This is a genomic window from Rhodoligotrophos sp. CJ14 (assembly GCF_038811545.1).
Classification (GTDB): domain Bacteria; phylum Pseudomonadota; class Alphaproteobacteria; order Rhizobiales; family Im1; genus Rhodoligotrophos; species Rhodoligotrophos ferricapiens.
In genome coordinates this window covers 2,330,727-2,343,720 of sequence record NZ_CP133319.1, presented here as the reverse complement: position 1 = coordinate 2,343,720, position 12,994 = coordinate 2,330,727, and the positions used below count along the sequence as shown (strand labels likewise).

Genomic DNA, 12,994 nt, shown 5'->3' with positions numbered 1-12,994 from the left:
CGCCGTCAGCTTCGCAAGCTGGCTCCGGTCGCCTTGGTCGCCTGGGCGACGATACGAGCCGAGATGGCCTCGATCTCCTCGTCCGTCAGGGTCTTGGCCTTAGGCTGCAGCGTCACCTCGACGGCGATAGACTTCTTGCCCTGGCCCAGCGCGCGTTCAGCTGCTTCTCCTTCGAACAGGTCGAACAACGAGACAGCGGTGATGAACTGCTTGTCTGCCCCCTTGACGGCCCGCAGCAGTTTGTCTGCCGGCACGTCCCGGTCGAGCACGAAGGCGAAGTCGCGGGTCAAAGGCATGAGGTCGGACTGGGCGAGGGCGGGCCGGGCAGTGCCTTTGGCGCGCTTGTCCGGGATGGCGTTCAAGACGATCTCGAAGCCGACCAGCGGCCCCTTGACGTCCATGGCCTCCAGCACGCGCGGGTGCAGCTCGCCGAACCAGCCGAGCTGATTCTTGGGGCCAAGCTGCAGCGTGCCAGAACGGCCCGGATGGAACCAGGCCGGAGCGCCTTGCACCACCTGGAGGGCATCCATCGACACGCCGACCGCATCAAGAAGGGCCAGGGCATCGGCCTTGGCATCGAAGACGTCCACCGCCTCGGGTTGGCCGGACCAGTGACGAGGGCTCTTGCGGCCCCGGCGGATGCCGGTTGCCCGCAAAGTCTCGTCCTGCGGCTCGTCGCCTCCATAAGCCGGCCCGACTTCGAACAGGCCGACATCCCCGAAGCCGCGCGCGATGTTCCGGCCCACCGCCGCGATCAGCGTCGGCAGGATCGAGGGGCGCATATCGGAGAGTTCCGACGAAATCGGGTTGGCAAGCTCCAGCTCGTAACTGCCGCCGCCGAAGAGCTCAGCCTGAGGCTTTGACACGAATGACCAAGTCACGGCTTCGTTGAGGCCGCGGGCGGCCAAGATCCGCTCGGCTACGGCAGCACGGCGCTGAAGCGGGGTCAGAACCGGCCGGGCCACGGGATGAGGCCGGTCCATGGGCGCCGCCGGAATGTTGTCGAGCCCAATGATCCGGCAGATCTCCTCGACGAGGTCCGCCTCGCCATGAACGTCCGGCCGCCAGGAGGGAACCCTGCAATCGAAGCCCTCTGCCGTCTCGGTCACGCCGAAGCCCAAGGCCTCGAGAATCCGCTTCTGCTCGGCGGGCGCAACATCAACACCGCCGAGGGTGCGCACCCGGTCCTTGCGCAGGATGTAGCTGCGCTCATACGCAGGGATCTTGCCGGCGATGACCAGATCGGATGCCTCGCCGCCGCAAAGATCGAGGATCATGGCGGTGCCAAGCTCCGCGCCTGTCTCGACGAAGCAAGGATCGACACCGCGCTCAAAACGATAGCGGGCATCGCTCTGGATACCGAGCTTGCGCCCGGTCTTGGCCGTGCGGATCGCATCGAAATAGGCGGCTTCGAGGAACACCGAGGTGGTCTCATCCGTGCAGCCGGAATGCTCTCCGCCCATGATACCGCCAATGCCTTCCGGGCCCGCGTCATCGGCGATGACCACCATGCCCGGCTCCAGCCGGTAGGTCCTGCCATCGAGCGCCAGGATCTCTTCGCCGTCGCGCGCCGAACGGGCAGTGATGTTGCCCTTGACCTTCCCGGCATCGAAGACGTGTAACGGGCGGCCATAGCCATGGGTGATGTAGTTGGTGATATCGACCAGGGCCGAAATGGGCCGTAATCCGATCGCACGCAGGCGCCGCTGCAGCCAAAGGGGGGAGGGGCCGTTCTTCACGCCGCGGATGGTGCGGCCGATGAACAGGGGGCAGCCCTCAGGATCCTCGGTGCTGACTGCGATGGGAGAGGCGAAGGTGCCCTTGACCACTGGCACGCTCAGCGGCTTCAGCTTGCCCAAGCCTTTCGCAGCGAGATCGCGTGCAACGCCATAGACGCCCAGGGCATCGGGACGGTTGGGTGTGACGGCGATATCGATTATCGGGTCATCGAGGCCCAAAGCGGTCGCTGCGGGCGTGCCGACGGGGAAATCCTCGGCAAGGTCGATGATGCCGTCATGCTCCTCGGAGATCAGCAATTCCCGTTCCGAACAGAGCATGCCGTTGGATTCAACGCCGCGGATATTGGCCTTAACCAGATCAAGCCCGGTGCCGGGCACATGGGTGCCGATGGGCGCGAAGATCCCGCGCAGGCCGGTGCGGGCATTCGGCGCACCGCACACCACCTGCAGCACGCCCTCCTCGGTTTCGACAGAGCACACCCGCAGCCGTTCCGCATTTGGGTGCTGTACCGCCTCGCGCACATAGGCAACCTTGAAGGGCTTCAGCGTCTGACGGAAGTCGGTGACGCTCTCCACCTCGAAGCCACAGCCAACAAGGCCTTCCAGGATCTCATCCAGGGAGGCGTCAGTTTCGAGATGGTCCTTCAGCCAGTTCAGCGTGAATTTCATGACAGTCCTCCCGCCAAGGTCGGCAGGTCGAGTGCGGTGAAGCCGTAGTGGCGCAGCCAGCGGAGGTCGGCCTCGAAGAAGGCGCGCAGGTCCGGGATGCCATATTTCAGCATGGTGATGCGATCGAGCCCCATGCCGAAGGCAAAGCCTTGATAGCGGGCGGGATCAATGCCGGAGGCGGTGAGCACATTGGGGTGCACCATGCCGGAGCCGAGGATCTCGAGCCAGCTGTCACCCTCGCCGATGCGGATCTGGCCGCCCTCGCGCCGATAGCCGATATCGACCTCCATGGAGGGTTCGGTGAAGGGGAAATGGGAGGCGCGGAAGCGCATCTTCACTGCATCAACCTCGAAGAAGGCCTTGCAGAATTCCTCCAGGACCCATTTGAGGTGGCCGAGATGGGTGGTCTCGTCGATCACCAGCCCCTCGATCTGGTGGAACATGGGGGTGTGAGTCTGATCACTGTCGGAGCGGAAGGTGCGGCCGGGGGCGATGATGCGGATGGGCGGCTTCTGCGCGAGCATGGTGCGGATCTGCACGGGCGAGGTATGGGTGCGCAGCACCTTGCGCGTTCCATCCGGCTTCTCCCGGAGATAGAAGGTGTCATGCTCCTGCCGGGCCGGATGCTCAGGCGGAATGTTCAGGGCGGTGAAGTTGTAGAAATCGTCCTCGATGTGAGGTCCTTCAGCGACGGAAAAACCAAGGTCGCCGAAGATCTGGATCACCTCGTCATAGACGTGGCGCACAGGATGGATGGTGCCGCGCTGCTCGGGCCTCGCCGGCAGGGTGACGTCCACGACCTCGGTGGCGAGCCTCGCCTCCAGAGCCTGTTCCTTCAATAGCTCGCGGCGGGCAGCGATGGCCTCGGTCACTCGGTCCTTCAGGCCGTTGAACAGAGGGCCCTGCTCGCGGCGTTCCTCCGGGCTCATGCTGCCAAGGCCCTTCATGAGCTCGGCGATCACGCCCTTCTTTCCCAAGGCCGCCACGCGTGCAGCTTCAAGCGCCTGTTCGTCAGCGGCGTTGGCGATCCCTTCGAGGAGCTCATGCTCCAAGGTCTCGATCCGGTTCATCGTGATTGATCCATCAGCGGGTTTGGGCGGAAAACACAAAAGCCGAGCGCACGCGTCGCATGAGCTGCGGCGTGGGCTCGGCCAAAGACCGGATAACCATCGTGTCCGCGAGTGTCGCGAGCGCGCGTGGGCCGGCAGGCTGCCGGCCAGCACTCGGCACCTTAGAGAGCAGCCTTCGCCGTCTCGACCAGCGCCTTGAACGCCTCGGGCTCACGCACGGCGAGATCGGCGAGAACCTTGCGGTCCACCTCAACACCGGCCTTGTCGAGCCCGTTGATAAATCGGCCGTAGGTGAGGCCGAGCTCGCGCGCTGCCGCATTGATCCGCTGAATCCACAGGGCGCGGAAATTGCGCTTGCGGACGCGACGATCGCGATAGGCGTATTGATTGGCCTTGTCGACGGCCTGCTTGGCAACCCGGAAGATGTTCTTCCGGCGGCCATAGTAGCCGGAGGCCTGCTTGATGACTTTGCGATGACGGGCGTGAGCCGTCACACCGCGCTTTACGCGTGCCATACCGTATCTCCTCTAAGTTCGGTCAGCGTCCGTAAGGCAGGAACTGCCGTACGATCCCCGCATCGCTCTCGTTGAGGATGGTGGTGCCGCGCTGGTCGCGGATCTGACGGTTGGTGCGCTTGATCATGCCATGGCGCTTGCCGGACTGATTGGCCCGCACCTTGCCCGTGCCGGTGAAGCTGAAGCGCTTCTTCACCGCGGACTTGTTCTTCAGCTTGGGCATTTTGCTTCCTTTCATTCAGCAAAATAGGCGCCTCCGCCGCCCCCGGAGAGGCAGATGCGAGACGCCGCTTCCATTGAAGCCTTCAGAGCCGGCACGGCATGCCCTTGCCAAGGCCGGCCAGCTCGATGCGTGCTGCTTATAGGGTCTGCGCGCGCCGGATGCAAGTTTCGGAATGCATGCATTGCGCAGAATACGCTTGCAGGCTTGATGCCGTGGGGAAAGATGAGCCTGCGATGTCTGCGCGAGTCGGGGCTTGCCATTGTGGCGGCACCGCTGCCCCAGGGAAAGCCTGCCCCGTGTCACCCCGCGTATTCGGCAATCTTGCCGGTGTCTTGTCGATGCTTGTCTGGGCAACCGGTTTGCCGGCCGCAGCCGAGATCCTGAAATCCTGGCATCCGCTCCTCGTCATGCCAAGCCGCATGGCATTCGCCGGGGTCGTGCTCCTGATCATCGTGGCGGCCTGGGAAGGGCTGCCACGCCTCAATATCCGCCTCAGCAAGGACATCATGCTCGCTGGCGGCGCCATGGGGCTGTCGGGGCAGATGCTCGTCTGGGGGCAAGCCTATGCCGACCCCGTCAATGTGGCGATCATCGTCGCGTCCATGCCTGCCATATCTGCGGTGGTGGGGACGGTAACCGGGCGCGAGCGCTTGAGCCTCGCGCTCGTTGCAGGTGTCGTGCTCGCGATCGCCGGAGGGGTCATCAGCATGATGGGCGAGGATAGGCCGGCGGCCATTGCGGCGATCGGCTTGGGCGAATTGCTCGTGTTTGCCTCGACAGTGCTGTTCGTGCTGTTCACACGGATCTCGGTCGACCGACTGGCCACGCTCTCGGATCTTTCACGGGCGGCCGTCACAGCCGCTGCTTCCGCCGTCGTGACCGCGCCGATCGCGGTGATCGCTGGTCTGTCGGGGCTGGTTGATCTCGCCTATTCCTTTGATCCCAAGACGCTTGCGCTGCTCGCCTGGCTTGGCTGTATCGCCATCGGGCTCTCATCGGTGTTCTGGATGGCCGCGTGCCGGCTGCTTGGCGTCACAGTGGCCGCCATGCACAACAATCTCATCCCGTTCTACACGATGGTGTTCGCGTTGCTGCTCGGGCAAACGGTATCACCCATGCAGGCTGTAGGTGGCGTGCTGGTGATCTGCGGGGCCGCGCTCGCGCAAATTCAGTTTCGGTCGCTGCGCTTTCGGCCGAGAGGCAAATAGCTTATCGGTGGCCTCCCCCGGGCGGGAGAGGCCAAGACGAATTAGCGAGGGGCCAGGACCATTATCATCTGGCGACCTTCCAGTCGCGGCTCGAGCTCGACCTTGGCTCGATCCATGATGTCATCGCGCACTCGCTCCAGCAGCTTCATACCGAGATCCTGATGCGCCATCTCGCGGCCGCGGAAACGCAAGGTCACCTTAACCTTGTCGCCCTCCTCGAAGAACCGCTGCATGGAGCGCATCTTCACGTCATAGTCATGCGTGTCGATGTTCGGACGCATCTTGATCTCCTTGATCTCGATGGTCTTCTGCTTCTTGCGGGCTTCGTTGGTGCGCTTCTGGGTCTGGTACTTGAGCTTGCCGTAATCCAGGATCTTGCAGACGGGCGGCTGAGCGGTCGGCGAGACCTCCACGAGATCGAGACCAGCCTCCATGGCGAGTTCGATCGCGTCCTCTGTCCGCATAATGCCGCGTTTCTCCCCTTCTTGGTCGATAACCAATACTTCGCGGGCCTGGATTCGGTCATTGGCGCGTGGACCATCATCACGGGTCGGCGGCGCTCTAAACGGTCTGCGGGCTATGTTGCTATCTCCTTCTGCTGTTAATCGGAGGACTACCTGTCAGCCATTACGATCGAAATCGCTAGGCTGAAATCTTTGCCGATCGAGGCACATATCAATCTGGAACTCAAGGCAGCAAGTCAAGCACAGGCTTCATCTTGAACCACCAAAAGCTTTCACAGGGCTTAGCATGGTTACACCCATCGCCTATCGCCAGTCCCATTCTACCCGCTTGGCCTATGTTCGCGAAGGCCCTCTTCGGCCCGACCGCTGCGGTTTGTTCTGGCTCAACGGCTTCAAATCCGTCATGACCGGCGAAAAGGCAAGCACGCTCGCGCAATGGGCGGTCGCGCAGGAGCGCAACCTGGTCCGTTTTGATTATTCCGGGCATGGCGCATCGGGCGGAGTGTTCACCGAAGGAACCATCTCGACGTGGCTCGACGAAGCCGTGCTGATGTTCCGCGAGGAGGCACCTGGGCCACGAGTTGTCCTCGGCTCGAGCATGGGCGGATGGCTGGCTCTGCTGCTGGCGCGAAGACTGAAGGCGGAATTTCCTAACGAAGCACGGCGCGTCCACGGATTGGTGCTGATCGCACCAGCCATAGATATGACCGCCGCCCTGATTACGCAAGCCATGAGCGAGCAGGAACGGGAGCAGCTCATGAGCGAGGGCGTCGTGCACAGGACTTCGATCTATGGCGACGGACCTTACCCCATAACGCGCAAGCTAATCGAAGATGGCGATTATCATCGGCTGATGAACGCGCCCTATCACGCGTCGGTTCCCGTACGGATTATTCATGGAGAGCAGGATCCTGACGTGCCCTGGTTGCACGGGCTGGAAGCCTACAGGACGATCGAGGGCGAGGACGTCGCCTTCACCCTCGTCAAGGGCGGAGACCACCGCTTGTCGGACGCCCGCTCGCTCAACCTGCTGGTGGAGACGAGCGCGGCGCTCTGCGAGAGAGCTGACAGAATTATCCAGCCTCAGAAATGATGGACCGCATTCCTTCTCTGTAGGTCGGATAGAGGAAGCTGTAGCCAAGCTCTTCGCGAACCCGGGCATTGGATACGCGCTTACTGCCCGAGAAGAAGTTGCGCGCAACACCTGACGGATCAGCCTCTTCGAAGGGAATGGCGGGCGGGGGCTCGATACCCAAAAGCTGCGCGGTGAACGCAATCACCTCTTCGGGCGCGGATGGCTCGTGGTCGACGACATTATAGATCCGGCCTGGATTGGGCATGGCGATGGAGGCCTCGAGGATCCCGACAATGTCGTCGCGGTGCACACGTCCCACATAGTGATTCGCCTTGAGGATCCGCTTGGCGGTCCCCTGCTTCACCTGATCGATCTGGTTGCGGGTGCCCGGTCCGTATATGCCCGCGATGCGGAAGATGTGGAGGGGCAGCCCGCTTTGCGCTGCCAAAGCCTGCCATTGCTGCTCGGCCAGAAGGCGGCGCGTCCCGGCACGCGTGGTCGGAGCGGTCGGCGCATCCTCGCCCACCCATTCACCATCGCTGTCGCCATAGACACCCGTGGTCGAAAGGTAGCCGGCCCATTGAATGTGACCGGCATGGCGGGCGAGGTCATGATTATGCGCCCTGAGGAAGAGGTCGCCGTCATCGTCGGGGGGAATGGAGGCAATGACGTGCGTGACGCCCGCCAGCACATTGTCGATATCAGCCATCGGCTCCCCGCCGTTGAAGAGCACGCTGCGTATGCCTTCAGCCTCGAGGTCCTTCGCCTTCTCCGGATTGCGCGTCGTGCCGGTGATGCTCCAGCCACGTGCCTTCAGGCGCTCGGCCAGGGCGCGCCCGCAATAACCCATTCCCAAAAACAATAGATGATTCATCAGGACCAGCTCCACTCGACGGCAACATCGGGATCAGCTTCCGCGGGTGCCGCGCGCGCCAGGGCGGCGAATTCGTTCTTCGGAAGCAGTTGACGGAGCGCCCATATAGCCATGGCGCGGACCAGTGGCGATGGATCATTCAGACGTTCCCGCACTGTGGGAACCAGCGCCGAATCGCCGGAATTGCCGATCGCGATCAGCACGTTGCGGATGAAGCGGTCCCGTCCGGCGCGCCGGACCGGGGTGCCGGCGAACATGGCGCGGAAGCCGGCATCATCGAGGCCTGCAAGCTCGGCAAGGCGCGGGCGCGCAAGTTGGGGTCTCGCCTTCAGCTTCGCGTCGGCCGCGTTCCTCGCGAACTTGTTCCATGGGCATATGGCGAGGCAGTCATCGCAACCGAAAATGCGGTTGCCGATGGGCTTGCGGAATTCCTCGGGAATATGCCCCTTATGTTCGATGGTGAGATAGGAGATGCAGCGCCGCGCATCGAGCTGGTAAGGGGCCGGAAACGCCTTGGTGGGGCAGATATCGAGGCAGGCCTGGCACGAGCCGCATCGGTCTTCAATGGGCGCATCGGGTTCGATGATCGCGGTGGTGGCGATCGCGCCGAGAAAAAGCCAGGAGCCGAAACCGCGCGAGACGAGATTGGTGTGCTTGCCTTGCCAGCCGAGGCCCGCGGCCGCTGCGAGCGGCTTTTCCATGAGGGGTGCTGTATCGACGAATACCTTCACATCGGCGCCAGTATTCCGCACGAGCGCTCGCGCGACCGCTTTCAGGCGCTTTTTGATGAGCTCGTGATAGTCGCTGCCCATGGCATAGACCGAGATCACGCCAATTTCTCGCTCGATCAGGCGCGCCAAAGGCGGCTCATCGGGCCCGTAATTCTTACCCAGCATGATGATGCTGCGCATCTCGGGCCATAAGGCCTTCGGATCAGCACGACGATCGAGGGTTTCGCTCATCCAGTGCATGTCGCCATGGCGCTGCGCGGCGACAAAGGCATGCAAGCGGGCGGGAGCTTCGGGAATGGTATCGGGCGTGGTGAACCCGACCACGTCGAAGCCCTCGGCCTCGGCCCATGCCTTTATATTGTCCTTCAGCGACGCGCCCATCCCTCCGAAATAGGTGTCGGAGGGCTCAGAAGTCCAGATCTGCGTAGATGCGCGGCGGCGGCATGCCGCGGATATGATCGGCCAGGAGCGGCCTGAAGGAGGGGCGGGACTTGATTCTCTGATACCACGCCTTGGCATAGGCATTCACGCCCCAAGGCACATCGCCGAGATAGTCGAGGCATGAGAGGTGCGCTGCCGCCGCAAGATCCGCCTGGGTGAGCTCGTCACCGGCGAGCCAGTTCCGATGCTCGGCGAGTGTGCCGATATAGTCGAGATGCGGGCGGATATTGTTGAGCGCGGCGCGGACCGCGTTCATGTTGGTGGGGCCGCCGCCCTTGCCCGGAGGTGCCAGGCGCCGCTCGATTTTCTCCATGAGAATGAGCCGGCTGACCTCGCGATAGAACTTCACATCGAACCAAGCGACGAGGCGTCGTGTCTCGGCACGCTCCAATGGTGTGCGACCGAGCAGGGTGCGCGGCATCGAGCCGCCGGCGCCCAGAACACACCGGGTTTCTTCGAGATAGTCGGCCAGCGATTCCACGCCAACAATGAGGGTCTGGTCATCCTCGACAAAGATCGGCAGCGCTCCAGCGGGGTTGAGCAGCAGAAGCTCCTCCCTGCGCTCCCATGGCTTCTCCTCCAGGATATCGGCCTCTATCCCCAGCTCGCCAAGCATGAGCCTTATACGGCGCGAAAAGGGGTCGAGCGAGTAGTGGAGCAGCTGAGGCATTCAGGTCCGGATGATCTCTGAGCTTGGTGGGAAACGGCGGAAATGACCGCTGGTTCAGGCCTTGGGTGCCCGATCATAACTGCCGGTGGGCCGAAACCGCTCCAAATATTGCGGAACGATGGCCTCGACGCCTTGCGGCGCAACACCGAGTCCGGCCAGCGTGCGCCGCTCAGCCTCCGCCTCGGGGCTCACCACATTGTCGCGCTGGAGCAGCGTCAGCTGGTCGGTGGTCAATAGCGGCTTCGGTAGAAGCTGAAGCAGGCTCGCCGGCAGACGCGCGGCCGAGAAGGGCACGGGAACTAGCAGGCGGCGGCGGTGGATGGTTTTCAGCACGAGCTCGAAAATCTCGCGCAAGGTGAGAATCTCCGGGCCGCCGAGCTCGTAAGTGGTGCCAGCACCGATCTTACGGTCGGCAAGCTCGCCGACAGCCTGGCCAATATCGCCCACATAGATCGGTTGCATACGGGTATGGCCGCCGCCAATCAGGGGCAGGGCAGGCATGATGCGGGCCATGCTGGCGAACCGGTTGAAAAAGTCGTCCTCCGGGCCAAAAACGACCGCCGGGCGCAGAATGGTCGCACCGGGGAAGGCTGCGAGGACACGCTGTTCGCCTTCGGCCTTGCTGCGGGCATAGGCGGAGTCGGAATTGGGATCCGCGCCCAAGGCCGAGACGTGGATCAGCTGTGTCGCTCCGGCCTCACGGGCGGCATTGGCCACCGCTTCGGCACCGAAGACATGAACGCCCTCGAAGGTCTGGCGGCCCGTCTCGTAAAGAATGCCGGCCAGATTGATGACCGTCTGAGCACCCTGGCAGGCCGCAGCAATCGATGCGGGATAGCGGACATTGCCCTGAACGGTCTTGATCTGGCCGACCATTCCGAGCGGCTGGAGATGTCCGGCCAGGTCAGGGCGGCGCACCGCCGCTCTGATGCGATAACCGCGCCGCGCAAGGACCTGCACGATATGGCGGCCGAGAAAGCCCGAGCCCCCGACGATGGTGATCAGAGTGTTGGATGTGGAGATCACTGTTCCTAAGCCCTGTTGCAGCATGCGACACGGCCTTTGGCCGCAGGCATGCCCCCGCTCCAACGCCTTTTAGCGCTCCCGCCTGAGAATGCAACGTTCCCGTGAGGCGAAAGTAAAGGCCGACTGTCGAGAGATTGCGTAAATTCACGATCGATCTGTTGACAATCGTCGCCCTCGCATCCTATGTCATCGGCCGTTGCCCAGGTGGCGGAATTGGTAGACGCACTAGCTTCAGGTGCTAGCGAGGGAAACCTCGTGGAAGTTCGAGTCTTCTCCTGGGCACCATTCCCTCTTTGTGCTTTGTCCCATGCGAGGGCGTGCCCCCTTCGGAGTGCCGCAGCCGCTCTGGCTCATGCCTCACCGGCAAGAAGGACGTTCGATGATTACCCTTCACCGCGGCGATCTTGCTCCCGAAATTCGGTTCGGTGATTCGATCGCGGTCGATACGGAGACCCTCGGCCTCAATCCTCATCGCGATCGTCTTTGCCTGGTGCAGATCTCCACAGGAGACGGCTCGGCTCATCTGGTGCAAATCGCCCCGGGGCAAGCGGATGCGCCTAATCTCAAGGCGCTGCTCGCCGATCCCAAGGTTCTGAAGATCTTTCACTACGCGCGTTTCGATGTCGCGGTCCTGAAGCATTATCTCGGGGTCGAGGTCGCACCGCTCTATTGCACAAAAATCGCCTCGAAACTGACGCGGACCTATACCGACCGGCATGGGCTCAAGGATCTCTGCCGGGAACTGCTCGGCATCGAGCTCTCAAAACAGCAGCAGAGTTCGGATTGGGGGGCAGAGGCGCTGAGTGAAGCGCAACTGCAATATGCCGCATCGGACGTGCTGTACCTGCACCAGCTCAAATCCAGGCTCGATGAACTGCTTGCGAGGGAGGGGCGTACCATTCTCGCGGAGGCGTGTTTCCGCTTTCTGCCAACTCGAGCGGCCCTGGATCTTGCAGGTTGGCCCGAAGAGGACATATTTGCCCACTGAAAGCCGCCTTTTGCGGATGATGCCGGCGAACAGGGAAGCATGCCGGATCTGAAAACGGGTCCTTGGAGCATGGTTCCGTATGGTGATGCCCACGTCTCGAGGTGTTAGGCCAGTTGTGCAATCCGGAGGGGTAGCTCCCCCATCGGAGAAGCGCCGCCCGCGACTAACGCTGCCTCGGATCATCACATGGGTCATGGTGGCCGCGGTGGTCGGCCTCATCTCAGCTTTCATCGCTCAGATCGGCATGTTCCAGTCGCCCTATGAAGCGGCTCCGTCCGAGCGCGCGGTCGAAGATCCGGAAGTGGCTGTCGGACGCGTCGTCCGATTCACCGGATTTGATGCAGATGATCAGCCATTCCTGGTTGAGGCGCGCCGGGCCGCTCAGGACAAAAACAAGCCGTCCCGGGTGCATCTCGAAGAGATCAAGCTGGAAATGCGATTAAAAGCCAGTGGAGAGATGCTGCTGGTTACGGCCCGGCAAGGTGTTTTCGACGACAAACAGAAAACCCTTGATCTCGCGGGGGACGTGCGCATGGCCAATACCGCAAATTATACGGCCAAGATGCAAACCGCGCGCGTGTTGCTGCGGGAAAAGAGACTTATAAGCCAGGATCCAGTAGAGGTTATGTTCCCCGATGGCACAATTTCGGCCGGGGGGTTGGAGATGCGCGATGACGGGCAGCAGGTGTATTTCACCAACGGAACACGGACGACCTTTGCAGGGCAAGCCGCGCGTGGCGATGCCGAAACGCCTGCGCAGCGCTGAAGCATTCGGCTTCGCAATCTGCCTGTTTGGCGCGATTGCGCTGCTCCCGTCTGTTGCTGTCGCCCAAAGTAATACGGCAACGCGACTGAAGGATGCCAGCGCCAGCTCCAGCGGCGCGGTCGATATCGCCGCTGAGAAGGTCGAGCTCAATCAGGCGCAGAAGCGGGCGATCTTCACCGGCAAGGTGGATGCCAAGCGCGGCAATGTCCGGCTGCAAAGCGAAAAGCTCGTGGTCGATTACGAGGACGCGAAGACGGGCGAGAAGTCGTCGCGGCAATTCAAGACCTTGCAGGCAGACGGCAAGGTGGTGGTCACCAGCAACGGACAGGTGATCAATAGCGATTGGGCGAAGATGGACGTGCCGGCCAATAAAATCGTGATGGGCGGAAATGTCGTCGTTACCCAGGGTGAGACGGTGCTGCACGGAAATCAGCTCAATATCGACCTGAATACCGGCCAGAGCCAGCTTTCCGGCGGGCGGGTGCGCGGACGTTTCGTGCCCTAGGGCGAGAAGGATCTCTGCTGGAGGAAAGGA

Annotated in this window: 14 protein-coding genes and 1 tRNA gene; 6 read left to right on the top strand and 9 right to left on the bottom strand. The window is 62.4% G+C overall.

Annotated elements, in window-relative coordinates:
- Positions 1 to 5 precede the first annotated feature (5 nt).
- The 4 genes from pheT to rpmI form a co-directional block, all read right to left on the bottom strand.
- Positions 6 to 2,408 carry a phenylalanine--tRNA ligase subunit beta gene (pheT, locus tag RCF49_RS10925; protein ID WP_342644048.1) on the bottom strand — a complete coding sequence of 801 codons (2,403 nt, stop codon included), beginning with the start codon at positions 2,406 to 2,408 and terminating at the stop codon, positions 6 to 8.
- Positions 2,405 to 3,478 (bottom strand): phenylalanine--tRNA ligase subunit alpha, encoded by a 1,074-nt coding sequence (gene pheS, locus RCF49_RS10920; RefSeq protein WP_342644047.1) that lies wholly within the window; start codon positions 3,476 to 3,478, stop codon positions 2,405 to 2,407. The genes pheT and pheS overlap by 4 nt, the downstream gene beginning before the upstream one ends.
- Before the next feature lie 161 nt (positions 3,479 to 3,639).
- Positions 3,640 to 3,993, bottom strand: coding sequence for a 50S ribosomal protein L20 (gene rplT, locus RCF49_RS10915; RefSeq protein ID WP_342644046.1), 354 nt, complete (start codon positions 3,991 to 3,993; stop codon positions 3,640 to 3,642).
- A gap of 22 nt (positions 3,994 to 4,015) precedes the next feature.
- The gene (rpmI, locus tag RCF49_RS10910; protein WP_342644045.1) at positions 4,016 to 4,216 is read right to left on the bottom strand and encodes a 50S ribosomal protein L35; all 201 of its coding nucleotides are present in this window, start codon (positions 4,214 to 4,216) and stop codon (positions 4,016 to 4,018) included.
- A gap of 296 nt (positions 4,217 to 4,512) precedes the next feature.
- Here rpmI and RCF49_RS10905 point away from each other — a divergent pair, with 296 nt between their 5' ends.
- Positions 4,513 to 5,424: a DMT family transporter gene (locus tag RCF49_RS10905; protein WP_342644044.1), complete on the top strand. Its 912-nt coding sequence runs from the start codon at positions 4,513 to 4,515 to the stop codon at positions 5,422 to 5,424.
- A gap of 41 nt (positions 5,425 to 5,465) precedes the next feature.
- Here RCF49_RS10905 and infC read toward each other — a convergent pair whose 3' ends face one another.
- On the bottom strand, positions 5,466 to 6,005 hold the full coding sequence (gene infC / locus RCF49_RS10900; RefSeq protein WP_342644181.1) for a translation initiation factor IF-3: 540 nt from the start codon (positions 6,003 to 6,005) through the stop codon (positions 5,466 to 5,468).
- 169 nt (positions 6,006 to 6,174) lie between these two features.
- On the opposite strand from infC, the gene RCF49_RS10895 reads away from it, so the two are divergent.
- Positions 6,175 to 6,981 carry an alpha/beta hydrolase gene (locus RCF49_RS10895; RefSeq protein WP_342644043.1) on the top strand — a complete coding sequence of 269 codons (807 nt, stop codon included), beginning with the start codon at positions 6,175 to 6,177 and terminating at the stop codon, positions 6,979 to 6,981.
- Here the strand turns inward: RCF49_RS10895 and RCF49_RS10890 are convergent.
- From RCF49_RS10890 to RCF49_RS10875, 4 genes are read right to left on the bottom strand one after another with little or no spacing between them, the layout of a single operon-like run.
- Positions 6,962 to 7,837, bottom strand: a complete 876-nt coding sequence (locus RCF49_RS10890; RefSeq protein WP_342644042.1) for an SDR family oxidoreductase — start codon at positions 7,835 to 7,837, stop codon at positions 6,962 to 6,964. The two genes, RCF49_RS10895 and RCF49_RS10890, sit on opposite strands and share 20 nt — an antisense overlap.
- The gene (gene queG / locus RCF49_RS10885; protein ID WP_342644041.1) at positions 7,837 to 8,949 is read right to left on the bottom strand and encodes a tRNA epoxyqueuosine(34) reductase QueG; all 1,113 of its coding nucleotides are present in this window, start codon (positions 8,947 to 8,949) and stop codon (positions 7,837 to 7,839) included. Before queG ends, RCF49_RS10890 begins: the two co-directional genes overlap by 1 nt.
- A gap of 25 nt (positions 8,950 to 8,974) precedes the next feature.
- Positions 8,975 to 9,679, bottom strand: coding sequence for a glutathione S-transferase family protein (locus RCF49_RS10880; protein ID WP_342644040.1), 705 nt, complete (start codon positions 9,677 to 9,679; stop codon positions 8,975 to 8,977).
- A 54-nt stretch (positions 9,680 to 9,733) separates the two neighbouring features.
- Positions 9,734 to 10,729 carry a complex I NDUFA9 subunit family protein gene (locus RCF49_RS10875; RefSeq protein WP_342644039.1) on the bottom strand — a complete coding sequence of 332 codons (996 nt, stop codon included), beginning with the start codon at positions 10,727 to 10,729 and terminating at the stop codon, positions 9,734 to 9,736.
- A 174-nt stretch (positions 10,730 to 10,903) separates the two neighbouring features.
- Here RCF49_RS10875 and RCF49_RS10870 point away from each other — a divergent pair.
- From RCF49_RS10870 to RCF49_RS10855, 4 genes are all read left to right on the top strand, one after another.
- Positions 10,904 to 10,990 (top strand) — tRNA-Leu (locus RCF49_RS10870).
- Positions 10,991 to 11,084: 94 nt separating this feature from the next.
- On the top strand, positions 11,085 to 11,693 hold the full coding sequence (locus RCF49_RS10865) for a ribonuclease D (protein ID WP_342644038.1): 609 nt from the start codon (positions 11,085 to 11,087) through the stop codon (positions 11,691 to 11,693).
- A gap of 193 nt (positions 11,694 to 11,886) precedes the next feature.
- Positions 11,887 to 12,459, top strand: a complete 573-nt coding sequence (gene lptC / locus RCF49_RS10860) for an LPS export ABC transporter periplasmic protein LptC (protein WP_342644037.1) — start codon at positions 11,887 to 11,889, stop codon at positions 12,457 to 12,459.
- A complete protein-coding gene (locus RCF49_RS10855; protein WP_342644180.1) occupies positions 12,434 to 12,964 on the top strand; it encodes an LptA/OstA family protein in 531 nt (176 codons plus the stop codon). The genes lptC and RCF49_RS10855 overlap by 26 nt, the downstream gene beginning before the upstream one ends.
- Positions 12,965 to 12,994 lie beyond the last annotated feature (30 nt).

What these genes read in the sequence shown, in the direction of transcription:
- pheT (WP_342644048.1), bottom strand. Translation starts at nt 2,408, where the DNA reads ATGAAATTCACGCTGAACTGGCTGAAGGACCATCTCGAAACTGACGCC.
- pheS (WP_342644047.1), bottom strand. Translation starts at nt 3,478, where the DNA reads ATGAACCGGATCGAGACCTTGGAGCATGAGCTCCTCGAAGGGATCGCC.
- rplT (WP_342644046.1), bottom strand. Translation starts at nt 3,993, where the DNA reads ATGGCACGCGTAAAGCGCGGTGTGACGGCTCACGCCCGTCATCGCAAA.
- rpmI (WP_342644045.1), bottom strand. Translation starts at nt 4,216, where the DNA reads ATGCCCAAGCTGAAGAACAAGTCCGCGGTGAAGAAGCGCTTCAGCTTC.
- RCF49_RS10895 (WP_342644043.1), top strand. Translation starts at nt 6,175, where the DNA reads ATGGTTACACCCATCGCCTATCGCCAGTCCCATTCTACCCGCTTGGCC.
- RCF49_RS10890 (WP_342644042.1), bottom strand. Translation starts at nt 7,837, where the DNA reads ATGAATCATCTATTGTTTTTGGGAATGGGTTATTGCGGGCGCGCCCTG.
- queG (WP_342644041.1), bottom strand. Translation starts at nt 8,949, where the DNA reads ATGGGCGCGTCGCTGAAGGACAATATAAAGGCATGGGCCGAGGCCGAG.
- RCF49_RS10880 (WP_342644040.1), bottom strand. Translation starts at nt 9,679, where the DNA reads ATGCCTCAGCTGCTCCACTACTCGCTCGACCCCTTTTCGCGCCGTATA.
- RCF49_RS10875 (WP_342644039.1), bottom strand. Translation starts at nt 10,729, where the DNA reads ATGCTGCAACAGGGCTTAGGAACAGTGATCTCCACATCCAACACTCTG.
- RCF49_RS10865 (WP_342644038.1), top strand. Translation starts at nt 11,085, where the DNA reads ATGATTACCCTTCACCGCGGCGATCTTGCTCCCGAAATTCGGTTCGGT.
- lptC (WP_342644037.1), top strand. Translation starts at nt 11,887, where the DNA reads ATGGTGGCCGCGGTGGTCGGCCTCATCTCAGCTTTCATCGCTCAGATC.
- RCF49_RS10855 (WP_342644180.1), top strand. Translation starts at nt 12,434, where the DNA reads ATGCCGAAACGCCTGCGCAGCGCTGAAGCATTCGGCTTCGCAATCTGC.